Below are 22257 nucleotides of genomic sequence, written 5' to 3'. Positions count from 1 at the left end.
CGTAATCAAATGCTTCAGGATTATTGGCGAATTAACATGTACAGGCGGAACAGATAGATGAGCAATACGGCTGAAATCAGATTGCTCAAGGTGTTCGCCAGTACAGCGCCAATTTCTGGGGTTAATGCGGCAAACGAAGAGGCAAACATCAACAACAATGTTTTTGCCAGTAACCAGCTCAATACCGCAGGTGCCACCAGACGCATATTCGCCCATGTCAGTCGCATACTGCTGCGCATGGAGGCGAAAACGCCCATTTTATCCTGGACCAGCATCACGGGGGCCAGTGCTAACAGGATGGCCATGATGATACCAGGAACGACCACCAGCATGATGCCTATTTGCACAATTAACGTCGTCAGAAGGATTAGCAAGAATAACTTCGGTAATACCGGAGCGCTCGCGCCAATTGCCCGTAATGCGCTGACCCGCTGACCTGCGGACACTAGCTGGATAATTAATAATACGCCGCCCGCGAGAATGGCGTTACCGATTAATCCTGAAAAGGTGGACGCGGCAGACGCACGCAGCAAAATTTGCTGCTGTTCCGGGGACATATTTTGTACCAGATCGAACAACCCACCGCTACCACTAACGGGAACACCGTCATTGAGCTGCGCAAGTTGTGCGTCACTGGGTGAGAAAACATGTCCTGACACCACTGTGATAAATGCACATAGCAGTGATACCAGCAGAATGGTCATAAATTGATTACGGAAGAAATTTCCGGTGTCACGGTATACGGACTGCGCCGTGATAGACATGCACTCTCCTTGAGTTTTATGCAGGTGTTAATTAGCGGGCAATTGTACCCTGGTTAGCCTCTCAGTGGCAGCATCAGGACATGTATGGAAAAGCATATCTTTGTAAAGCACTGGTAATCCGCCGAGGGCGTGGGCGCGATTACAGGTTTCGTTGATTTCCCAGACTTCTCCTGATATGGCAAATTTCTGCCATATGGACGGTCTGTTTGCATAAATACCGCAGTTTACCGTTTTCCAGAGGTGCTTTTCAGAGCGACACACTGACGGTTTTTTGGGGTGGCAGAGCAAAAAGGAACCAGATTCAAGAGGCAATAAGGTAGCAAAAGGATGTATTTGGAGTGAAATACGGTGGAATTGATTTACATCACATTAACCAGGATTTGCAATGCAACTTCTAAATTAATCCAGATCAATAAATGGTGATTTAGAAAATGTAGTGTGATCTGTGTAGGATCACTTGTTACTCCAATGTGGGTATATTCGTCACGTTTTTATAACCATAACGACGGAGCGAGCATGAAAAAATTAACAGTGGCGGCATTGGCAGTAAGTACACTTCTCTCTGGCAGCGTTTATGCGCATGAAGCAGGTGAGTTCTTCATTCGAGCAGGTTCAGCGACTGTACGTCCAACTGAAGGCGCGGGTGGGACTCTGGGAAGCCTGGGTGGATTTAGTGTGACCAATAACACCCAACTGGGGCTGACCTTTACCTATATGGCGACCGATAACATTGGCGTTGAACTGCTGGCAGCATCACCGTTCCGCCATAAAGTTGGCACAGCCACGACCGGAGATATTGCGACAGTCCACCATTTACCGCCAACATTGATGGCGCAGTGGTATTTTGGTGATGCCAGCAGTAAATTCCGTCCTTACGTCGGTGCTGGTATTAACTACACCACCTTCTTTAATAATGACTTCAATGATACCGGTGAAGGTCTTGGATTATCCGATCTTAGTCTGAAGGATTCATGGGGAGTGGCGGGGCAAGTTGGTCTGGATTATCTCATCAACCGTGACTGGTTGCTTAATATGTCGGTCTGGTACATGGATATCGATACCGACGTGAAATATAAATCCAACGGCGCAGTACTGCCGGCAGGACATTATTCTGACCATGTGCGCCTTGACCCGTGGGTGTTTATGTTCTCTGCGGGTTATCGTTTTTAATTCTTTGCTATCAACAAACCGCCAGATACTTTCTGGCGGTTTGTTGATGCCGGATGCGGTGTGAACGTCTTGTTTGGCTTGCAAAATATTGAAAAATCAATGTATTGTATGGTGTGTGCAGGCCAGATAAGCGTAGCGCATCAGGTAGTTTTGCATTTGTCATCAGTCTCAAAGACGCGTGGCGTCTTTCATCGGGCGAACAAACGTTTTCAGCTCTGCCAGCATTTTCTCTGGCTGATTAATATGTTGCTCAATGATTTTCACAATTGCTGACCCAGAAATAGCCCCCGCAGCGCCTGCCTCAATCGCCGCTTTTACCTGTTCCGGCGCGGAGATACCGAACCCTTGTAATGGAGGCGCAGCGTTATACTCTTTCAGCTTCGTGACCAGATGATTAAGCGGTAATGCCGCGCGGTTTTCCGCACCCGTCACACCCGCACGCGACAACAAATAGGTATAGCCACGACCATAAGAGGCAATCTGGCGCAGCAAATCATCGTCGGCATTCGGCGGACAGATGAAGATAGGTGCGACGTTATGGCGCAACGCGGCCTGGCGGAAAGGCGCGGACTCTTCTACAGGTACATCAGCAACCAGCACCGAATCGACGCCGACTTTCTCGCACTGCGCATAAAACTCATCAATGCCTTTGTTAAATACCAGATTGGCATACACCAGCAGGCCAATGGGAATGGTTGGGTGCTTCTGGCGAATCAGCGCCAGCATTTCAAAACACTGAGCCGGAGTTACGCCTGCGGCAAAAGCCCGCAGGGTTGCGTTTTGAATAGTTGGCCCATCAGCCAGCGGATCGGAGAAAGGAATGCCCAACTCCAGCGCGTCGGCACCTGCTTCAATCAAGGCATCGATAATTTTCAGCGACTGTTCAATGCCGGGGTCACCGAGGGTAACAAAAGGAACAAATGCGCCTTCGTTGCGCCCCTTCAATTGGGCAAACAGAGTTTCATAGCGTTCCATCAGATTTCCCCTCGTGCTTTCAAAATATCGTGAACGGTGAAGATGTCTTTATCGCCGCGGCCAGAAAGGTTAACCACCAGCAGTTGCTCTTTCTCTGGGGCTTCGCGCATCATTTTTAGTGCATGGGCAAGGGCGTGGGAGGATTCCAGCGCCGGGATGATCCCTTCATGCAGGCACAGTGTTTTGAACGCTTCCAGTGCTTCATCATCGGTAATTGAAACGTAATCTGCGCGCCCAATGCTGTTGAGATACGCATGTTGTGGGCCGACGGACGGGAAATCCAGACCGGCAGAAATGGAGTAAGACTCTTCAATCTGCCCGTCTTCGGTCTGCATCATCGGTGATTTCATACCGAAATAGATGCCCACGCGACCATGTTTCAACGGTGCACCGTGCTCGCCGGTTTCGATGCCATGACCACCTGGCTCAACACCTATCAGACCGACGTCAGTTTCATTAATGAAATCAGCAAACATACCGATAGCATTCGAGCCGCCGCCAACGCAGGCAATGACGGCATCCGGCAGGCGACCTTCTCTTTCCAGAATTTGCGCTTTCGTTTCTTCGCCAATCATCCGCTGGAACTCTCGCACAATGGTTGGGTAAGGGTGCGGGCCGGCAGCAGTACCCAGCATATAGTGAGCAGTTTCGTAGCTACCAGACCAGTCGCGTAATGCCTCGTTACAGGCATCTTTCAGTGTTGCGGAACCGCTATGTACAGGAATCACTTCTGCACCCATTAAGCGCATCCGAAAAACGTTTGGCGACTGGCGTTCGACATCTTTGGCACCCATATAGATGCGACATTTCAGACCGAGCAGGGCGCTGGCAAGCGCAGAAGCCACACCATGCTGACCGGCCCCGGTTTCCGCGATGATTTCGGTTTTACCCATCCGCTTTGCCAACAATGCCTGCCCCAACACCTGGTTGGTTTTATGCGCGCCGCCGTGGAGTAAATCTTCACGTTTCAGGTACAGCGTGGTGTTAGTTCCCGCCGTGATGTTCTGGCATTTGGTGAGTGCGGTCGGACGCCCGGCATAATTTTTCAGCAGGTCGTTAAACTGCGCCTGAAACTCAGGATCTTTTTGCGCGCTGACGAAGGCTTCTTCCAGTTGGCGCAGAGCAGGCATCAGGATTTGTGGCACGTACATGCCGCCAAATTCACCAAAATAGGGGTTAAGTAATGTTGTCATTGTTCCTTTCCTTAATATGCGCGCAGTGTCTGGAAAACCGAGGCCAAAACGCGTGCATCTTTAATGCCCGGTTGAGACTCTACAGCAGAATTAAAATCAAGCCCGGCGCAGCCGGTTTGTGCCGCTTCCACGCAGTTATCTGCGCCTAAACCACCCGCCAGCAGAACGTTGCTTAGCGATTGACCATGTAACAGTGACCAGTCGAAACGTTGTCCGCTGCCGCCCTGGCCGTTGTCGAAAATATATTTATCGACGAACTGAAGAGCGCGTGCAGGCAGGACTTCACCGACGCTTAATGCTTTCCAGATGGCAACATTTTCAGGCAGAGCGTCACGTAGGGCGTCGATATACTCCTGATCTTCACTGCCATGCAGTTGTACTGCCGCTAATGCCAGGGTATTCGCTTTATCAACGACCTCATTAATATCGTGATTGCGGAACACGCCGACATATTGCAATGGTGCTGCAGCTATCACTTCCAGCGCCTGTTCAACGCTGATATAGCGCGGTGATGTGGCAACAAAAATCAATCCGCCGTAAATAGCACCAGCGTCATAAGCCGCTCTGGCATCTTGCCCACGAGTCAGGCCACACACTTTATTCTCACCCAGTAACACCCGACGCACGGCGGCGTTCAAATCGTCATGGGCCATCAGCGCCGAACCAATCAGAAAGCCGTTAGCAAAGTGGCTCAACTCGCGCACCTGAGCATAAGTATTGATTCCGGATTCACTGATCACCGTCACGTTGTGCCCCAGTTTCGGCGCAAGCTCACGGGTACGGTTGAGATCAATCGACAAATCACGCAGATCGCGGTTGTTGATGCCAACGACTTTTGCTCCCAGCACAATGGCGCGTTCCAGTTCCTCTTCATTACTGACTTCGGTCAGCACGCCCATACCCAGACTATGGGCGACGGCGGAGAGCTGGCGATACTGTTCATTGTCCAGCACTGAAAGCATTAATAAGCAGGCATCAGCCTGATAATAGCGAGCCAGATAGATCTGGTAAGGGTCGATAATAAAGTCTTTACATAAAATTGGCTGTGGTGCGATTTGGCTGACAATAGGGAGGAAATCAAAACTCCCCTCGAAATATTTTTCATCAGTCAGCACCGAAATTGCTGAAGCGTAATGTTTATAAATGGAGGCAATACGTGCAGGATCGAAATCATCACGGATCACACCTTTTGACGGCGATGCTTTTTTGCACTCCAGAATAAACGCGGTGCGTGCGCCCTGCAGCGCATCATAAAAATGTCGCGTGCTCGGCTGAATTTCATTCTGGAAACTGGCCAGCGGTTGTTGCTGTTTGCGGGCTTCTACCCAAATCGCCTTGTCTGCGACAATTTTCGCTAAAACGGTTTGCATCATTTACCCTCGTGCCGCCAGTGCGGTGACTCTGTCGTAAGCGGAACCACTGCGCAGTACCGCAAGAACGGTTTGCGCATTGGCTTGCAGATCTTCATGGCCATGCAGGCGCATTAACATGGCGACATTCGCCGCGACGGCTGCTTCATGAGCGGCGTCACCTTTACCTTGTAACAAGCGTGTTAAAATGTCACGGTTTTCTTCCGGAGTCCCACCAGCCAGTTGCTCCTGGTGGTAGGGCGTCAGGCCAAAATCTTCAGCAGTCAGTTGATAACTTTTGATTTCTCCATCGTGCAATTCCGCAACAATCGTTGGCGCGTGCAAAGAAACTTCATCCATTCCGCCGCTATGCACCACTGCTGCACGTTGATACCCCAGTACGCGCAGGGTTTCGGCAATAGGCAGTACCAGTTCCGGGCTATAAACACCTATTAACGCCAGCGGCGGATGCGCCGGGTTAATCAATGGCCCCAGCACGTTAAACAGGGTGCGGGTTTTCAGTTGCTGGCGAACTGGCATCGCGTGGCGAAAACCGCTGTGGTACTTCGGCGCGAAGAGGAAACAGACACCTAACTCGTCCAGCGCCTGGCGCGATTTATCGGCATTCATATCCAGGTTAATACCAAATGCTGCCAGCAGATCGGACGAACCGGATTTACTGGAAACGCTGCGGTTGCCGTGTTTCGCAACTTTCAGTCCACAAGCAGCAGCGACAAAAGCACTGGCGGTAGATATGTTGATGCTGTTGCTGCCGTCACCGCCGGTGCCGACGATATCGGCAAACAGATAATCAGGTCGCGGGAACGGCGCAGCATTTTCCAGCAGGGCAGTTGCCGCCCCGGCGATTTCATTCGGGTGCTCGCCGCGAATTTTCATGCTCACCAGCGCCGCCGCCAGTTGTTCGGACTTCAGTTCGCCGCGAACTACGGCTGAAAACAACAGGTGGCTCTCCTGCTGGCTAAGCGTCTGTGCCTGATACAGCTTTTCCAGAATCGGTTGCAGCGTGTTGGCCGGTTCCAGCTTCTGTTGCGCCCACGCCAGCGTTTGCTCCAGCAGTTGTGCGCCCTGGGTGGTGAGAATCGATTCCGGATGGAACTGGAAACCGCAAACGCGATCTGCATCATGACGCACCGCCATCACCATGCCATTAAAATGGGCGTTGATGGTTAAACCGGCCGGAATGTTACTGCCAACCAGCGAGTGATAACGCGCCACCGGCAGCGGGTTGCTTAACCCGGCAAACATCGCCTGACCATCATGTTCAATACTGGAAGCTTTGCCGTGGAGTATTTCCCCCGCCTGGCCGACATAACCGCCGTAAGCCTCGACAATCGCCTGATGACCGAGGCAAATACCGATAATCGGCAGCTTGCCACGCAGACGGGTGAGTAGCTCCGGCATACACCCGGCTTCACTCGGCACACCGGGGCCGGGTGAAAGCATCAGCACCGGATTGCTCATCGTCGCCAGACGTTCAATTAAGGTTTGCGCCGGAATATGGTTGCGGTAAATCACCACGTTATGACCATTGCTGCGCAACTGATCTGCCAGGTTGTAAGTAAAAGAGTCGATATTATCGAGCAGCAGAATGTCAGCCATCAGAAAATCTCCTGTGCATGATGCGCGGTGGCGATAGCGCGCAGTACAGCGCGGGCTTTATTACGGGTTTCGTCGGCTTCCGACTGCGGAACAGAATCAAGCACCACGCCAGCACCGGCTTGCACGGTAGCGACGCCGTTTTCCACCAGCGCCGAACGGATGACAATGCAGGTATCGAGATCGCCGTGCGCGGTGAAATAACCTACCGCGCCGCCGTAGCTGCCGCGTCGACGACCTTCTGCTTCGGCAATTAACTGCATGGCGCGCACTTTCGGCGCACCGCTTAACGTGCCCATATTCATACAGGCGCGGTAAGCGTGCAGGGCGTCAAGGTCGTGGCGCAGTTCACCGACCACGCGGGAGACGAGGTGCATCACGTAGGAATAACGGTCAACTTTGGTGAGGTCGGCTACGTAGCGGCTGCCGGGGGTGCAAATGCGCGCGAGGTCGTTACGGGCGAGATCCACCAGCATCAGATGCTCGGAAAGCTCTTTATGGTCGGTACGCATCGATAGTTCAATCCGGCTGTCGAGGTCTCTGTCCAGTGAACCATCGGCGCGACGACCGCGTGGGCGTGTTCCGGCAATCGGGTAGATTTCAATCTGACGACTGATGGCGTCGTATTTGAGTGAACTTTCCGGCGACGCGCCGAACAGAGTGAAATCATCATCCTGCATAAAAAACATGTACGGGCTGGGGTTACTCTTTTTCAGCACGTAATAAGCTGCCAGAGGTGACGGGCAGGGCAGTGAGAAACGGCGAGATGGCACGACCTGGAAAATCTCTCCGGCGCGAATCGCTTTTTGCAACGAACGCACGACCCCGCCGAACTCTTCATCGCTCTGATTACATTCACAACGCATATGCGGCACGGAAACCACTGGCAGTGGCGGCGCGATTTCGGTGAGTTGCTGGCGAAGTCCGTTCAGGCGAGCAGTGAGGCGCTGTTTTTCTTCTTCATTCTGACCAAAAAGGCTGGCCTGGATGCGTGTGCTTTTCTTCTGATGGTCAATCACCATCAGCGTTTCAGCAAGATAAAAACAGAAATCAGGGCAGTTATTTTCAGCCGCCAGTTGCGGTAAATCTTCAAATCCTGCGACCAGGTCGTAAGAGAACAGGCCGCCAAAGAACATCGCTTCTCGTTCTTCCTTCGGCACATTCACCAGATCCTGCAACAAACGAAAAGTGTCAAAAACCGAAAGGGAGCATAAACGGGCATCTTCATCCAAAAGAGTGCTGACGGGCGGAAAACGCAGCACGCGACAATCTGGCGATTGTTCATTTTCTACGCCAGCAGGCAGAGTGCTATCCAGCAATGCAAGCAGAGATGTCCCATTGTCAGTTAGCGCTTTAATTGTGACAGTGTCACCTAATGCGGTAATACGCAGCGCACTATCCACTAACAGCAGACTTTTCAGATCATCTTTGCTGTCAATATCTGCCGATTCCAGCAGCAGCGTAGCAGAGCGTGCTCCGCACAACTGGTGAAAAAGCGCGGTCGGATTATCGCGATAAGCACCTGCGCAGGTTAACAGTTCGAGAGTCGGTTTTTGTGTTTGCATTGTTATTCTCTAATTTTGTTCAAAAAAAAGCCCGCTCATTAGGCGGGCTGGGTATCTGGTTGCTTTACGCATGGTGAATACACTGCCCGTTTCAGGAAGTGCGCCACCAACCTTTCAGTACGAAAATCGCTTTCATTGTCGATACCCTTTTTACGTGAACTTGCGTACTAGTTAACTAGTTCGATGGTTAATTGTCAACAGCTCATTTCAGAATATTTGCCAGAACCGTTATGATGACGACGCAAAAAACATTATCCAAAATGGGAGTGCGCCTTGAGCGACACGAATTACGCAGTCATTTATGACCTGCACAGCCATACTACGGCTTCCGATGGCTGCCTGACACCGGAAGCGCTGGTACACCGTGCCGCAGAAATGCGCGTCGGCACCCTGGCGATCACCGACCATGACACCACGGCAGGGATCTCGCCAGCAAGAGAAGAAATTTCACGTTCGGGACTGGCACTGAATCTTATTCCTGGCGTGGAAATTTCCACCGTATGGGAAAATCATGAAATTCATATTGTCGGGTTGAATATTGATATTTCTCATCCGGCAATGTGTGAATTCCTGGCACAGCAAACTGAACGGCGTAATCAGCGGGCGCAGTTAATCGCAGAAAGGCTGGAAAAAGCGCAAATACCGGGCGCGCTGGAAGGGGCGCGAAGACTAGCGCAGGGCGGCGCGGTAACTCGCGGACATTTTGCTCGTTTTCTGGTCGAGTGTGGCAAAGCCAGTTCAATGGCGGACGTCTTTAAAAAATATCTGGCGCGCGGGAAAACCGGATACGTTCCGCCACAGTGGTGTACAATAGAACAAGCTATTGATGTCATTCATCATTCTGGCGGTAAGGCGGTGCTGGCTCATCCAGGGCGGTACAATCTTAGTGCTAAATGGCTGAAAAGATTGGTTGCGCATTTTGCCGAACATCACGGCGACGCGATGGAAGTCGCGCAATGCCAGCAATCGCCCAATGAACGCACCCAACTGGCGACACTTGTACGCCAGCACCATTTATGGGCATCACAAGGCTCTGATTTTCATCAGCCGTGCCCGTGGATTGAACTGGGGCGTAAACTCTGGCTGCCCGCAGGCGTTGAAGGCGTCTGGCAGCTTTGGGAACAGCCACAGAACAAGACAGAGAGGGAAGTATGAGTCAGTTTTTTTATATCCATCCAGATAATCCGCAACAGCGTCTGATCAACCAGGCGGTGGAGATTGTGCGTAAAGGTGGGGTGATTGTTTATCCTACCGATTCAGGCTACGCACTGGGCTGTAAAATTGAAGATAAAAACGCGATGGAGCGTATTTGTCGCATTCGCCAGTTGCCGGACGGTCACAACTTTACCCTGATGTGTCGTGATCTTTCCGAACTCTCGACCTATTCCTTTGTTGATAACGTCGCGTTTCGCCTGATGAAAAACAACACGCCAGGTAACTACACCTTCATCCTGAAGGGAACGAAAGAGGTGCCGCGCCGACTGTTGCAGGAAAAACGTAAAACCATTGGTATGCGCGTGCCATCTAACCCCATCGCCCAGGCATTACTTGAGGTGCTGGGTGAACCGATGCTTTCTACCTCGCTGATGCTACCTGGCAGTGAATTTACCGAATCCGATCCGGAAGAAATTAAAGATCGTCTGGAAAAACAGGTAGATTTGATTATTCACGGCGGCTACCTCGGACAGAAACCGACAACGGTTATCGATCTCACCGATGACACACCAGTCGTGGTGCGTGAAGGCGTAGGTGATGTGAAACCTTTCTTATAAGAAATTGCGTTCCACGGATGGAAGATTATGGCAGGGATATATCGCTGCATTTTGCTGTTGATAGTTGGGCTTTTTTTCTCTTCGTTGAGTTATGCGAAAAACACGGAGATCCCTTCATATGAAGAAGGGATCTCGCTCTTTGATGTTGAAGCCACTCTGCAACCGGATGGGGTGCTCGACATCAAAGAGAATATTTATTTTCAGGCGCGAAATCAGCAGATTAAGCACGGATTTTCTCGTGATTTACCACGACTATGGATGCAGTCTAATGGGGACGCTGCACTGCTGAACTATCGTATTGTTGCCGTTACCCGTGACGGCGTTCCTGAACCCTGGCATCTTGACTGGCATATTGGGTTAATGAGTATTGTCGTGGGCGATAAACAACGTTTCTTGCCTCAAGGCGACTATTATTATCAAATTCATTATCAGGTTAAAAATGCTTTCCTGCGTGAGGGAGATTCTGACCTGCTAATCTGGAACGTGACCGGTAGCAACTGGCCGTTTGAAATCTATAAGACCCGATTTTCACTCAAGTTCTCTAATATTGCGGGTAATCCATTTAGTGAAATCGATATCTTTACCGGAGATGAGGGCGACACATATCGAAATGGCCGCATCCTTGAGGACGGAAGAATTGAATCTCGCGATCCGTTTTATCGAGAAGACTTCACGGTTCTCTACCGTTGGCCTCATGCCTTGCTGGATAATGCCCCGGCACAACACACGACGAATATTTTTAGCCATCTTTTTGGACCCTCAACATCGTCTCTTATCATTTGGTTACCGTGTTTGCTCCTGGCGTGTGGATGGTTATATCTCTGGAAGCGCAGGCCGCAATTTACGCCGGTAGATGTGATTGAAACCGATGTCATTCCGCCAGATTACACGCCCGGAATGTTACGTCTCGATGCGAAGCTGGTTTACGACGATAAAGGTTTTTGTGCCGATATCGTAAATCTGATTGTGAAAGGAAAAATTCATCTGGAAGATCAGTATGACAAAAATCAGCAAACCCTGATCCATGTTAATGAAGGCGCCACCAGAAATAATGCGGTATTACTGCCCGCAGAGCAGTTATTACTGGAAGCGTTATTTCGTAAAGGCGATAAGGTCGTTCTCACGGGGAGGCGCAACAGCGTCTTACGCAGAGCATTTTTACGGATGCAGAAATTTTATCTGCCGCGTAAAAAGTCTTCCTTTTACCGACCTGATGCGTTTTTGTAATGGGGGGGAATGGCGATATTGGCGGTCATTCTCTACGGTAATCTGAGTCCCATAGGTTGGGCAGGAATGAGTCTGGTGGGCGATATGTTTATTATGATCTGCTGGCTTCTTCCTTTTTTATTTTGTTCCCTTGAGCTTTTGTTGGCCCGCGATGATGACAAGCCTTGCGTTAATCGTGTAATAATCACTTTGTTTTTACCACTGATTTGTTCAGGCGTGGCCTTCTATTCTCTCTACATCAATGTCGGAGATGTATTCTTTTACTGGTATATGCCAGCGGGTTATTTTAGCGCTGTTTTCCTGACCGGTTATCTCACTGGCATGGGGTATATTTTTCTGCCAAAGTTTACCCAAACTGGGCAGCAACGTTATGCCCACGGTGAAGCTATCGTTAACTATCTTGCGCGTAAAGAGGCGGCAACGCACAGTGGGCGGCGGCGGAAAGGGGAAACACGGAAACTGGATTACGCTTTGTTAGGTTGGGCTATATCGGCAAATTTGGGGAGGGAATGGGTGTTACGCATCGCCCCTTCGCTCTCTTCGGCTATTCGCGCTCCAGAGATTGCCCGTAACGGCGTTTTATTCTCATTACAGACGCACCTGAGTTGCGGGGCCTATACCAGTTTGTTGGGGCGGAGCTATTCCGGTGGTGGTTCTGGCGCTGGTGGCGGTGCGGGAGGTGGAGGCGGTGGTGGTTGGTAACCAAACCGATGTTAATCGAAACAAGCTTTAACCATAAAGATAGTGTAGTATGTTGCGCCTCAAAGCCAGGCCAGTTAAAACGTCGAGTCGTTTACTTAAGGCCTGAAGAGTTCAAACAGACTTTACTATCAGTGAGTCAGATGTAAGTTCTGACTCATTGTTGCACAAAAGCATATCAGACGCCTGGGAAGGCGACACCAAAAGGAAGCTCTATGAGCGAAAAGCTACAGAAAGTGCTGGCGCGTGCCGGCCACGGTTCTCGCCGTGAAATTGAATCTATTATTGAAGCCGGTCGTGTGAGTGTTGATGGCAAAATTGCTAAACTCGGCGATCGCGTTGAAGTTACCCCTGGGCTGAAAATCCGTATCGATGGTCACCTGATTTCGGTACGCGAGTCCGCTGAACAAATTTGTCGCGTTCTGGCCTATTACAAGCCAGAAGGCGAGTTGTGTACTCGTAATGACCCGGAAGGGCGTCCTACCGTGTTTGATCGTCTGCCGAAGCTGCGTGGGGCGCGCTGGATTGCCGTTGGCCGTCTCGACGTTAACACCTGTGGTCTGTTGCTGTTCACCACCGATGGTGAACTGGCAAACCGCTTAATGCACCCAAGCCGTGAAGTTGAACGTGAATATGCCGTGCGTGTATTTGGTCAGGTTGACGACGCGAAACTGCGTGATTTGAGTCGCGGCGTGCAACTGGAAGATGGTCCGGCAGCCTTTAAAACCATCAAGTTTAGTGGCGGTGAAGGGATCAACCAGTGGTATAACGTCACTCTTACCGAGGGCCGTAACCGTGAGGTTCGTCGTCTTTGGGAAGCGGTTGGCGTGCAGGTTAGCCGCCTGATTCGTGTGCGTTACGGTGATATCCCACTGCCGAAAGGTCTGCCACGTGGTGGCTGGACGGAGCTGGATCTCGCCCAGACTAACTATCTGCGTGAGCTGGTGGAACTGCCGCCAGAAACCAGTTCTAAAGTTGCCGTAGAAAAAGATCGTCGTCGTATGAAGGCGAATCAAATTCGACGTGCGGTGAAACGTCACAGTCAGGTGAGCGGCGGTCGTCGTTCTGGCGGACGTAATAATAACGGTTAAGTTAAGTATAAAATAAAGGCCCTGCGGGGCCTTTTCTTCATTTGAAGCATGATAAATAGTCGCAGCATTTTAATTTAATTTCATACTTGCTTATGAATAATGCCCGGAAATAGCCACATTACTATTTAATTATCTGAGATAAACTCAACGTCAAGAGGTGGGTTATGATTAGATATAGTGGAGTATTTCTATCGCTGTTAATGATTTCAGGTTGTGCAACCGATGCTTTGAAAAATGAACAAGCTGAAACTGTTATTACTGCGGGTAACAAGGCGGTGGCGGCGAATGCAAGTTTCTTTAAACAATACTATGCTTCTCGTGAAAACTTTCTTGTTAATTTTTATGCGACTAATCCGGAGTGTGCACCCCGACCAGATTATGAGGTAGTTATTGAAAACAGTACCAGTAATGAGTCATTGTGTCAGCAACCTGGAGATAAGCACAAAAAATCTCAAGAAGATCTTTTTACTACAAAGATAGTCGCTACTGAAAAAGAAAGATTGCTGGCTTCTATGGAAATCATTAGCAGTATGAGTTCTTATGTCGAACTTTTGAATGAGGATTTAGATGTTAAAGACAGCAAACAGTTCATATTGCTTAAACAAGCTCTGGATCACGCGAATAATGCGGGGGCACTTCTGGGCATCAATGATGGTGGAACATTAACAAAATCTGCAGCAGCGGTTAAAGATTTAGTGGTTTATTTCAATGGGTTGTATAATACAAGGGTAAGCGCAGGGAATATAGGTAGTACGGTAAATAATCATTGGCAAAGAATAAAAAATGATCTAGCTGATATACGAAACGATATCGCGACAAAAGGTAAACAAACCAGAAGAAATACCTTTGCGACGGTACATAATAATCTCGTTTATTACAATACCTCCTTAAAAAAAGGAGGAGGTAATGAATTTAAGACATTGAAGAGCAGACAAGAATTCCTGGCTGCGATTATCAGCATTAATGAAACACGTCTTCGTGCAGCAGATCCAGCAATTCCAGCAATACAAGCACTGAACTCATTTCTTGACGAGGGGAATCACCTTAAGGATTTATACACTAATAAAACACGCACAGCGGCTGAACAAAAAAGGCTAAATGAAATATTACGTGCACAAGTAATTAGTGGGTTAAAGGCGTCTGAGGGGCTGGCAAAACTACTTATTGCTAGCGGAATAATGTTATAGGAGGCTTTTTATGAACGATGTACAAAATCGTAGAATACTGGCATTACTCGACATGCTGTATAATACACTGGGCAATAAAACCACATGTAAGGTTTGTCATAAATATTTTATCCTTATCCTCTCGATTATGAACAACCTGACGATTAACTATGGTTCTGAAACCTCACCAGAGTTAAGCGGAATTAGTTATGAAGATGCGAATGCGTTAATTACTGAACTGATATTATTTATTGAAGATGTTGACGCTGAGAATCATGAAGCATATCCGGGACATTTGAATGAGATTAAACGCATTCTGAATTTCGCTATTGCCGCTTGAATATAATTATGATTAAAGCACCTCAAGAGGCAATCTTTTGAGGTGCTTTCACTTAATAATCAATCCCGATTTGTGCTTTAACTCCTGCATCAAACGCATGTTTGACGGGGCGTAATTCACTGACGGTATCTGCCAGTTCAAGTATATCCCGATGACAGCCACGACCCGTGATAATCACCGTTTGCTGATGTGGACGCTCATTTAAGGCTTGCACCACTTCTTCCAGTGGCAAATAGTCATACGCCACCATATACGTCAGCTCATCGAGCAAAACCATATCCAGCGAGGAATCAGCCAGCATTCGCTTTGCATGTTGCCAGACTTCACGGCAGGCAGCGGTATCAGCTTCGCGGTTTTGCGTATCCCAGGTAAAACCTGTTGCCATCACCTGAAACTCGACGCCGTGTGGTTCCAGTAGATTGCGCTCGCCGTTAGGCCAGGTGCCTTTAATAAACTGCACGACGCCCACTTTTTTTCCGTGACCTACCGCGCGTGTTGCCGTACCAAATGCCGCAGTGGTTTTGCCTTTTCCATTGCCAGTAAAAACAATAATAATGCCGCGCTCATCCTGGGCCTGCGCCACGCGGGCATCCACTTTTTCTTTAACACGTTGCTGACGCTGTTGGTAGCGTTCGTCACTCATTGGGAAATTCCTGGTTTACGGCCCGGTTGGGCGTCAAAGGTCATACCGGTTTTACGGCGGCTGCCATCGCCCATCAGCCAGAGGTATAGCGGCATGATATCGGCGGGTGTTTTGAGCTTCAGCGGATCTTCCGTAGGGAAGGCACTGGCACGCATGGCGGTGCGCGTACCGCCCGGGTTAATGCAGTTCACACGCAGACGCTGCTGATATTCATCGGCCAGTACCTGCATCATCCCTTCGGTGGCAAATTTAGAGGCAGCATATGCGCCCCAGTTGGCACGCCCCTGACGTCCAACGCTTGATGAGGTAAAGACCAGCGAACCGGCGTCCGATTTGAGTAATAAAGGAAGAAGTGCCTGGGTCAGCATAAAGGTAGCATTTACGTTGACCTGCATGACATCCTGCCAGACCTGCGGATTTTGTTCGCTCATCGGGCAAACTTCGCCAAGCAATCCGGCATTATGCAGAACGCCGTCCAGACGCGGATAATTAACGGCAATGCGCTGTGCCAGTTGATGGCAATCTTCGGATGTGCAGGTCAGCAAATCGAGAATAAACCACTGTGGCTGGTGTCCGGTCTCTTCGAACATACGCCGGGCGACCTGACGTAATTTTTCTTCGTTACGACCCAGTAAAATCACCGTCGCGCCATAACGCGCATAAGTCTGAGCGGCTTCACGACCAATTCCGTCGCTGGCACCGGTCACCAGGATAATACGATCATTGAGTAAATCTTGTTTTGGTTGGTAATTCATGGCTACTCCTCAACGACATTATCCGTCGCGTTGCCAGTGTACTTATGACTTTGAGGGGTTATGTCTTAAACAGAGGCGCATTTCAATCAGCCAGGAGCGATAACGCCGCAAAATGAATACTTTGTCATACTTTCTCGTCAAGAATATCTCTGCGAGACGGCTTAACATGCCTGTTGTAAACTGTGAAGCAAAGCGTTGTTTAACCAAGGTGGGACTCGTGGAATTGTTGTCTGAATATGGTTTGTTTTTGGCGAAAATTGTCACTGTTGTGGTGGCGATTGCGGCTATTGCCGCCATTATTGTCAATGTTGCCCAACGTAATAAGCGCCAGCGTGGCGAGTTACGGGTTAATAATCTCAGCGAACAATATAAGGAGATGAAAGAAGAACTGGCCGCAGCGCTGATGGATACACATCAGCAAAAACAGTGGCATAAAGCGCAGAAGAAAAAGCACAAGCAAGAAGCGAAAGCAGCGAAAGCGAGAGCCAAACTGGGCGAGGTGGTGACTGACAGTAAGCCCCGTGTCTGGGTGCTGGATTTCAAAGGCAGCATGGACGCGCATGAAGTGAACTCGCTGCGTGAAGAGGTCACTGCGGTACTCGCGGCATTTAAGCCGCGTGACCAGGTGGTTTTGCGTCTGGAAAGCCCCGGCGGTATGGTTCATGGTTACGGTCTGGCAGCCTCGCAGTTGCAGCGTCTGCGCGATAAAAACATTCCTTTAACCGTTACGGTAGACAAAGTGGCTGCCAGCGGCGGCTACATGATGGCCTGTGTTGCGGATAAAATTGTTTCCGCACCGTTTGCCATTGTTGGCTCCATCGGTGTGGTGGCGCAAATGCCCAACTTTAACCGCTTCCTGAAAAGTAAAGATATTGATATCGAACTGCATACTGCCGGGCAATATAAGCGGACGTTGACATTGCTGGGTGAAAACACCGAAGAAGGGCGTGAGAAATTCCGTGAAGAACTGAACGAAACACATCAGCTATTTAAAGCTTTTGTAAAACGTATGCGTCCGTCTCTGGATATTGAAGAGGTGGCTACTGGCGAACACTGGTACGGGCAACAGGCGGTAGAGAAAGGTCTGGTTGACGAAATAAACACCAGTGATGAAGTGATTCTGAGTCTGATGGAAGGCCGTGAAGTGGTTAACGTGCGTTATATGCAGCGTAAACGGTTAATAGACCGATTTACCGGCAGTGCGGCAGAGAGCGTCGACCGATTGTTGTTACGCTGGTGGCAGCGCGGGCAAAAGCCTTTGATGTAAAAGACAAACGCGAGGTTCAGGCCGAGCCTGTTTAAGATTCTGTGTAAATGCCTTTTCTCAGAAGTGACCGTCCAGGCGGTCACCGAACTCGATAATAAAGCGGCTCATTGCCATTCGCCAGTCCTTCAACGGCATCGTCCATTTCTGGGACGCAGACTGGATTGCCAGCCACACCACTTTTTTCACCGAGTCGTCTGTCGGGAACACTTTACGCTTTTTGAGCGCATGGCGGATCACGCTGTTTAGCGACTCGATGGCATTCGTCGTATAGATCACTTTGCGGATGTCCGTTGGATAAGCGAAGAACGTGGCAAGATTCGGCCAGTTAGCCTGCCAGCTTCGGCTTATCTGAGGATAGCGACAGTCCCAGGCCGCAGCGAACGCTTCCAGTGCCTGCTGGCCTGCCTCTTCCGTGGGAGCCTGATAAATCGCTTTCAGGTCGCGAGTGACGGCTTTGTAGTCCTTCCATGACACGAAGCGCAGGCTGTTGCGCACCATATGCACGATGCATAACTGGATGCGGGCCTTCGGATATACTGTGTTGATGGCATCCGGGAAGCCTTTCAGGCCATCCACACAGGCGATGAGGATATCGTTCAGACCGCGGTTTTTCAGTTCAGTCAGCACATTGAGCCAGAACTTCGCCCCTTCATTTTCGGCCAGCCACATACCCAGCAGTTCTTTCTGACCTTCGATATTGATGCCCAGTGCCAGGAACACCGATTTGTTGATGACGCGACTGTCCTGCCGAACTTTCAGGACGATACAGTCAAGATAAACAATGGGGTAAACAGCATCCAGTGGTCGGTTTTGCCATTCTACAACCTGCTCCATCACGGCATCGGTAACCTTTGATATCAGTGCCGGTGAAACATCTGCGTCATACAGTTCTTTGAACGCAGCAGCTATCTCACGGGTGGTCATCCCTTTGGCATACAACGAGAGGATCTGGTTATCCATCCCGGTAATACGGGTCTGATTTTTCTTTACCAGTTGTGGTTCGAAGGTACCGTCACGATCGCGCGGAGTACGCAGTTCCAGTGGACCGTCGCCTGTGATAACGGTCTTTGTGGAAAAACCGTTGCGGGAGTTAGCTCCTGGTCTGGACTGATTTTTCTCATACCCAGGATGGTGTGTCATCTCTGCATTGAGAGCGGCTTCAACGCTGAGCTTTTTCAGCAGCCGATCAAACTGACTGAGGTCTTCAGGGGTTTTGAGGTTTTTGGCCAGTTCGTTAGCCAGAGCCTGTAACTGTTTTTCGTCCATAAATTAACCTTCATTTGATGCTGGATTGAACATATCAAAATCAGGCAATTACACAAATCTATGTACAGGCTCTTCAGGCCTCGCGTTTTGCTTTAATCTACCAGATGATATTTTTCCGAGAGCACGTGAGCCAGGTGTTTAAACATATTAAACACCGCGGTGCTTTTCGCAGTCGGCAATCCTTGTTCATCTAAAAAGTAATCGCCGGTAAACACCAGTACGCCATTACGCTGCGTAACGCCGGTGGCTTCAATTCCTGCGAGCGTATCCTCATGCTCACGAATGATTTTGTTGGCCTCTTTCAACAGCGTTTCGCGGTCGATGGGTTGTGTCTCTTTGTTCATTATTTACTCCTTAAACAAGGACATTAGTCTACGCCAGGCATGGCTTGCAGACAAATATACCACGCTGGCGTCAGGTGCGCCTTACTGGCAACTTTGGATTTTGCATGCTAATAAAGTTGCGTAACGGATTTTATCAGGTACAGTGTGACGCTTTCGTCAATCTGGCAATAGATTTGCTTGACATTCGACCAAAATTCCGTCGTGCTATAGCGCCTGTAGGCAAAGACCTGCTAACTCAGTCACCTGAATTTTCGTGAACAGAGTCACGACAAGGGGTTGATATCCGCAGAGAGCGAGTCCATATCGGTAACTCGTTGCCAGTGGAAGGTTTATCAATGTGCGACGCATTCCTGGAAGAATCAAATTAGGTAAGGTGAATATGGGTAAAGCTCTTGTCATCGTTGAGTCCCCGGCAAAAGCCAAAACGATCAACAAGTATCTGGGTAGTGACTACGTGGTGAAATCCAGCGTCGGTCACATCCGCGATTTGCCGACCAGTGGCTCAACTACTAAAAAGAGTGCCGACTCTACCTCCACCAAGACGGCTAAAAAGCCTAAAAAGGATGAACGTGGCGCTCTCGTCAACCGTATGGGGGTTGACCCGTGGCACAATTGGGAGGCGCACTATGAAGTGTTGCCTGGTAAAGAGAAGGTCGTCTCTGAACTGAAACAACTGGCGGAAAAAGCCGACCACATCTATCTCGCAACCGACCTTGACCGCGAAGGGGAAGCCATTGCATGGCACCTGCGGGAAGTGATTGGTGGTGATGATGCGCGCTATAGCCGGGTGGTGTTTAACGAAATTACTAAAAACGCGATCCGCCAGGCTTTCAACAAACCTGGCGAGCTGAATATTGATCGTGTTAATGCCCAGCAGGCGCGTCGCTTTATGGACCGTGTGGTGGGTTATATGGTTTCTCCGCTGCTGTGGAAAAAGATTGCTCGCGGTCTTTCTGCCGGGCGTGTGCAATCAGTGGCGGTTCGCCTGGTGGTCGAGCGTGAACGAGAAATTAAAGCGTTCGTACCGGAAGAGTTCTGGGAGGTGGATGCCAGCACGACCACACCATCAGGCGAAGCGTTGGCCTTGCAGGTGACCCATCAGAACGACAAACCGTTCCGCCCGGCGACTAAAGAACAAACTCAGGCAGCGGTAAGTCTGCTGGAAAAAGCGCGCTATAGCGTGCTGGAACGTGAAGACAAACCGACAACCAGTAAACCTGGCGCGCCTTTTATTACTTCCACATTGCAACAGGCTGCCAGTACCCGTCTTGGTTTTGGCGTGAAAAAAACCATGATGATGGCGCAGCGTCTGTATGAAGCTGGCTATATCACTTACATGCGTACCGACTCCACTAACCTGAGTCAGGACGCAGTAAATATGGTTCGTGGATATATCAGCGATAATTTCGGTAAGAAATATCTGCCGGAAAGCCCGAACCAATACGCCAGCAAAGAAAACTCTCAAGAAGCGCACGAAGCGATTCGTCCTTCTGACGTCAATGTAATGGCAGAATCGCTGAAAGATATGGAAGCGGATGCGCAGAAACTGTACCAGTTAATCTGGCGTCAGTTCGTTGCATGTCAGATGACCCCGGCGAAATATGACTCCACCACGCTGACCGTTGGCGCAGGTGATTTCCGCCTGAAAGCGCGCGGACGTATTTTGCGTTTCGACGGTTGGACGAAAGTGATGCCCGCGCTGCGTAAAGGCGATGAAGATCGTATTTTACCGGCTGTCGATAAAGGTGACTCACTGTCGCTTGTTGAGCTGACACCTGCTCAGCACTTTACCAAACCGCCAGCCCGTTTCAGTGAAGCTTCGTTGGTTAAAGAACTGGAAAAACGCGGTATTGGTCGTCCTTCCACCTATGCGTCGATCATTTCGACCATTCAGGATCGTGGTTATGTGCGCGTAGAAAACCGTCGTTTCTATGCGGAAAAAATGGGTGAGATCGTAACTGATCGCCTGGAAGAAAATTTCCGTGAGTTAATGAACTACGACTTTACCGCGCAGATGGAAAACAGCCTCGACCAGGTGGCGAATCACGAAGCAGAGTGGAAAGCCGTACTGGATCACTTCTTCTCGGATTTCACCCAGCAGCTCGATAAAGCGGAAAAAGATCCGGAAGAGGGCGGTATGCGGCCGAACCAGATGGTTCTGACCAGTATCGATTGCCCGACCTGTGGCCGCAAAATGGGTATTCGTACTGCCAGTACCGGGGTATTCCTCGGCTGTTCCGGCTATGCGCTACCGCCGAAAGAGCGTTGCAAAACCACCATCAACCTGGTGCCGGAAAACGAAGTGCTTAACGTGCTGGAAGGCGAAGATGCTGAAACCAACGCGCTGCGCGCCAAACGTCGTTGCCAGAAGTGTGGCACGGCGATGGATAGCTATCTCATCGATCCGAAACGTAAATTGCATGTCTGTGGTAATAACCCAACCTGCGACGGTTACGAGATCGAAGAGGGCGAATTCCGCATTAAAGGTTATGACGGCCCGATCGTTGAGTGTGAAAAATGTGGTTCTGAAATGCATCTGAAAATGGGGCGTTTCGGTAAATACATGGCCTGCACTAACGAAGAGTGTAAAAACACGCGTAAGATTTTACGTAACGGTGAAGTCGCGCCGCCGAAAGAAGATCCGGTTCCGCTGCCAGAATTACCGTGCGAAAAATCGGATGCTTATTTCGTGCTGCGTGATGGTGCTGCCGGTGTGTTCCTGGCTGCCAATACCTTCCCGAAATCACGTGAAACGCGTGCACCGCTGGTGGAAGAGCTTTATCGCTTCCGCGACCGTTTACCGGAAAAATTGCGTTATCTGGCCGATGCGCCGCAGCAGGATCCGGAAGGTAATAAGACAATGGTTCGCTTTAGCCGTAAAACCAAACAGCAATATGTCTCTTCGGAAAAAGATGGAAAGGCAACTGGCTGGTCAGCATTTTATGTAGATGGCAAATGGGTTGAAGGGAAAAAATAACCTTTAACTTTTTCCGGTTTTTATAAACAAAGGGTCGCGAAAACGGCCCTTTTTTATTACATATTATTTTTTCTGCA

Annotated in this window: 19 protein-coding genes, 1 pseudogene and 1 other annotated feature; of the genes and pseudogenes, 9 read left to right on the top strand and 11 right to left on the bottom strand. The window is 49.8% G+C overall.

Annotated features, from left to right (window positions below; genetic code table 11):
* Nucleotides 1-20: 20 nt before the first annotated feature.
* Complete coding sequence (locus tag C1192_RS05815) at nucleotides 21-764, bottom strand: YciC family protein (protein WP_038354654.1); 744 nt, start codon at nucleotides 762-764, stop codon at nucleotides 21-23.
* Nucleotides 765-1280: 516 nt separating this feature from the next.
* Here C1192_RS05815 and ompW point away from each other — a divergent pair.
* On the top strand, nucleotides 1281-1934 hold the full coding sequence (gene ompW / locus C1192_RS05810) for an outer membrane protein OmpW (RefSeq protein ID WP_000737210.1): 654 nt from the start codon (nucleotides 1281-1283) through the stop codon (nucleotides 1932-1934).
* A 168-nt stretch (nucleotides 1935-2102) separates the two neighbouring features.
* Here ompW and trpA read toward each other — a convergent pair whose 3' ends face one another.
* The 6 genes from trpA to trpL all read right to left on the bottom strand — a co-directional run bounded on the left by trpA (nucleotide 2103) and on the right by trpL (nucleotide 8769).
* Nucleotides 2103-2909, bottom strand: coding sequence for a tryptophan synthase subunit alpha (gene trpA / locus C1192_RS05805; protein WP_038354653.1), 807 nt, complete (start codon nucleotides 2907-2909; stop codon nucleotides 2103-2105).
* On the bottom strand, nucleotides 2909-4102 hold the full coding sequence (gene trpB / locus C1192_RS05800) for a tryptophan synthase subunit beta (RefSeq protein ID WP_000209515.1): 1194 nt from the start codon (nucleotides 4100-4102) through the stop codon (nucleotides 2909-2911). Before trpB ends, trpA begins: the two co-directional genes overlap by 1 nt.
* Nucleotides 4103-4113: 11 nt before the next feature.
* Entirely contained in the window at nucleotides 4114-5475 is a 1362-nt protein-coding gene (gene trpCF / locus C1192_RS05795; RefSeq protein ID WP_077784526.1) for a bifunctional indole-3-glycerol-phosphate synthase TrpC/phosphoribosylanthranilate isomerase TrpF, read from the bottom strand.
* Nucleotides 5476-7071 carry a bifunctional anthranilate synthase glutamate amidotransferase component TrpG/anthranilate phosphoribosyltransferase TrpD gene (gene trpD, locus C1192_RS05790; RefSeq protein ID WP_000763504.1) on the bottom strand — a complete coding sequence of 532 codons (1596 nt, stop codon included), beginning with the start codon at nucleotides 7069-7071 and terminating at the stop codon, nucleotides 5476-5478.
* Complete coding sequence (trpE, locus tag C1192_RS05785) at nucleotides 7071-8633, bottom strand: anthranilate synthase component I (RefSeq protein ID WP_038354652.1); 1563 nt, start codon at nucleotides 8631-8633, stop codon at nucleotides 7071-7073. The genes trpD and trpE overlap by 1 nt, the downstream gene beginning before the upstream one ends.
* A gap of 21 nt (nucleotides 8634-8654) precedes the next feature.
* Nucleotides 8655-8748, bottom strand: a sequence feature (Trp leader region).
* Nucleotides 8725-8769 (bottom strand): trp operon leader peptide, encoded by a 45-nt coding sequence (gene trpL, locus C1192_RS05780; RefSeq protein WP_001700591.1) that lies wholly within the window; start codon nucleotides 8767-8769, stop codon nucleotides 8725-8727. It overlaps the preceding feature by 24 nt.
* A gap of 137 nt (nucleotides 8770-8906) precedes the next feature.
* On the opposite strand from trpL, the gene rnm reads away from it, so the two are divergent.
* The 6 genes and pseudogenes from rnm to C1192_RS05750 all read left to right on the top strand — a co-directional run bounded on the left by rnm (nucleotide 8907) and on the right by C1192_RS05750 (nucleotide 14928).
* The gene (gene rnm, locus C1192_RS05775; RefSeq protein WP_001285652.1) at nucleotides 8907-9788 is read left to right on the top strand and encodes an RNase RNM; all 882 of its coding nucleotides are present in this window, start codon (nucleotides 8907-8909) and stop codon (nucleotides 9786-9788) included.
* Nucleotides 9785-10405, top strand: a complete 621-nt coding sequence (locus C1192_RS05770) for an L-threonylcarbamoyladenylate synthase (protein WP_001516499.1) — start codon at nucleotides 9785-9787, stop codon at nucleotides 10403-10405. Before rnm ends, C1192_RS05770 begins: the two co-directional genes overlap by 4 nt.
* Nucleotides 10406-10432: 27 nt before the next feature.
* Nucleotides 10433-12334, top strand: a pseudogene (locus C1192_RS05765) (DUF2207 domain-containing protein).
* Nucleotides 12335-12546: 212 nt separating this feature from the next.
* Nucleotides 12547-13422, top strand: a complete 876-nt coding sequence (rluB, locus tag C1192_RS05760) for a 23S rRNA pseudouridine(2605) synthase RluB (RefSeq protein WP_001291217.1) — start codon at nucleotides 12547-12549, stop codon at nucleotides 13420-13422.
* Between the two features lie 164 nt (nucleotides 13423-13586).
* A complete protein-coding gene (locus C1192_RS05755; protein ID WP_038354651.1) occupies nucleotides 13587-14609 on the top strand; it encodes a hypothetical protein in 1023 nt (340 codons plus the stop codon).
* Nucleotides 14610-14619: 10 nt separating this feature from the next.
* Nucleotides 14620-14928 (top strand): hypothetical protein, encoded by a 309-nt coding sequence (locus C1192_RS05750; protein ID WP_001516496.1) that lies wholly within the window; start codon nucleotides 14620-14622, stop codon nucleotides 14926-14928.
* Between the two features lie 52 nt (nucleotides 14929-14980).
* On the opposite strand, the gene cobO is transcribed toward C1192_RS05750, so the two are convergent.
* Nucleotides 14981-15571, bottom strand: coding sequence for a cob(I)yrinic acid a,c-diamide adenosyltransferase (gene cobO / locus C1192_RS05745; protein WP_001516495.1), 591 nt, complete (start codon nucleotides 15569-15571; stop codon nucleotides 14981-14983).
* Nucleotides 15568-16326 carry a YciK family oxidoreductase gene (locus C1192_RS05740; protein WP_038354650.1) on the bottom strand — a complete coding sequence of 253 codons (759 nt, stop codon included), beginning with the start codon at nucleotides 16324-16326 and terminating at the stop codon, nucleotides 15568-15570. Before C1192_RS05740 ends, cobO begins: the two co-directional genes overlap by 4 nt.
* Before the next feature lie 217 nt (nucleotides 16327-16543).
* On the opposite strand from C1192_RS05740, the gene sohB reads away from it, so the two are divergent.
* Nucleotides 16544-17593 carry a protease SohB gene (gene sohB, locus C1192_RS05735; protein WP_000422073.1) on the top strand — a complete coding sequence of 350 codons (1050 nt, stop codon included), beginning with the start codon at nucleotides 16544-16546 and terminating at the stop codon, nucleotides 17591-17593.
* A 57-nt stretch (nucleotides 17594-17650) separates the two neighbouring features.
* Here sohB and C1192_RS05730 read toward each other — a convergent pair whose 3' ends face one another.
* Complete coding sequence (locus C1192_RS05730) at nucleotides 17651-18859, bottom strand: IS256-like element IS1414 family transposase (protein WP_103194764.1); 1209 nt, start codon at nucleotides 18857-18859, stop codon at nucleotides 17651-17653.
* A gap of 92 nt (nucleotides 18860-18951) precedes the next feature.
* Nucleotides 18952-19203, bottom strand: coding sequence for a YciN family protein (locus C1192_RS05725; RefSeq protein ID WP_001031530.1), 252 nt, complete (start codon nucleotides 19201-19203; stop codon nucleotides 18952-18954).
* Between the two features lie 379 nt (nucleotides 19204-19582).
* On the opposite strand from C1192_RS05725, the gene topA reads away from it, so the two are divergent.
* A complete protein-coding gene (topA, locus tag C1192_RS05715) occupies nucleotides 19583-22180 on the top strand; it encodes a type I DNA topoisomerase (protein ID WP_001516492.1) in 2598 nt (865 codons plus the stop codon).
* Nucleotides 22181-22257: the final 77 nt, after the last annotated feature.

The organism is Escherichia marmotae, from assembly GCF_002900365.1.
In the GTDB taxonomy this organism is placed as follows: domain Bacteria; phylum Pseudomonadota; class Gammaproteobacteria; order Enterobacterales; family Enterobacteriaceae; genus Escherichia; species Escherichia marmotae.
Note: the sequence above shows the minus strand (reverse complement) of the source record. Positions and strands in the feature narration are given on the sequence as shown.

What these genes read in the sequence shown, in the direction of transcription:
- C1192_RS05815 (WP_038354654.1), bottom strand. Translation starts at nt 764, where the DNA reads ATGTCTATCACGGCGCAGTCCGTATACCGTGACACCGGAAATTTCTTC.
- ompW (WP_000737210.1), top strand. Translation starts at nt 1,281, where the DNA reads ATGAAAAAATTAACAGTGGCGGCATTGGCAGTAAGTACACTTCTCTCT.
- trpA (WP_038354653.1), bottom strand. Translation starts at nt 2,909, where the DNA reads ATGGAACGCTATGAAACTCTGTTTGCCCAATTGAAGGGGCGCAACGAA.
- trpB (WP_000209515.1), bottom strand. Translation starts at nt 4,102, where the DNA reads ATGACAACATTACTTAACCCCTATTTTGGTGAATTTGGCGGCATGTAC.
- trpCF (WP_077784526.1), bottom strand. Translation starts at nt 5,475, where the DNA reads ATGATGCAAACCGTTTTAGCGAAAATTGTCGCAGACAAGGCGATTTGG.
- trpD (WP_000763504.1), bottom strand. Translation starts at nt 7,071, where the DNA reads ATGGCTGACATTCTGCTGCTCGATAATATCGACTCTTTTACTTACAAC.
- trpE (WP_038354652.1), bottom strand. Translation starts at nt 8,633, where the DNA reads ATGCAAACACAAAAACCGACTCTCGAACTGTTAACCTGCGCAGGTGCT.
- C1192_RS05770 (WP_001516499.1), top strand. Translation starts at nt 9,785, where the DNA reads ATGAGTCAGTTTTTTTATATCCATCCAGATAATCCGCAACAGCGTCTG.
- rluB (WP_001291217.1), top strand. Translation starts at nt 12,547, where the DNA reads ATGAGCGAAAAGCTACAGAAAGTGCTGGCGCGTGCCGGCCACGGTTCT.
- C1192_RS05755 (WP_038354651.1), top strand. Translation starts at nt 13,587, where the DNA reads ATGATTAGATATAGTGGAGTATTTCTATCGCTGTTAATGATTTCAGGT.
- C1192_RS05750 (WP_001516496.1), top strand. Translation starts at nt 14,620, where the DNA reads ATGAACGATGTACAAAATCGTAGAATACTGGCATTACTCGACATGCTG.
- cobO (WP_001516495.1), bottom strand. Translation starts at nt 15,571, where the DNA reads ATGAGTGACGAACGCTACCAACAGCGTCAGCAACGTGTTAAAGAAAAA.
- C1192_RS05740 (WP_038354650.1), bottom strand. Translation starts at nt 16,326, where the DNA reads ATGAATTACCAACCAAAACAAGATTTACTCAATGATCGTATTATCCTG.
- C1192_RS05730 (WP_103194764.1), bottom strand. Translation starts at nt 18,859, where the DNA reads ATGGACGAAAAACAGTTACAGGCTCTGGCTAACGAACTGGCCAAAAAC.
- C1192_RS05725 (WP_001031530.1), bottom strand. Translation starts at nt 19,203, where the DNA reads ATGAACAAAGAGACACAACCCATCGACCGCGAAACGCTGTTGAAAGAG.
- topA (WP_001516492.1), top strand. Translation starts at nt 19,583, where the DNA reads ATGGGTAAAGCTCTTGTCATCGTTGAGTCCCCGGCAAAAGCCAAAACG.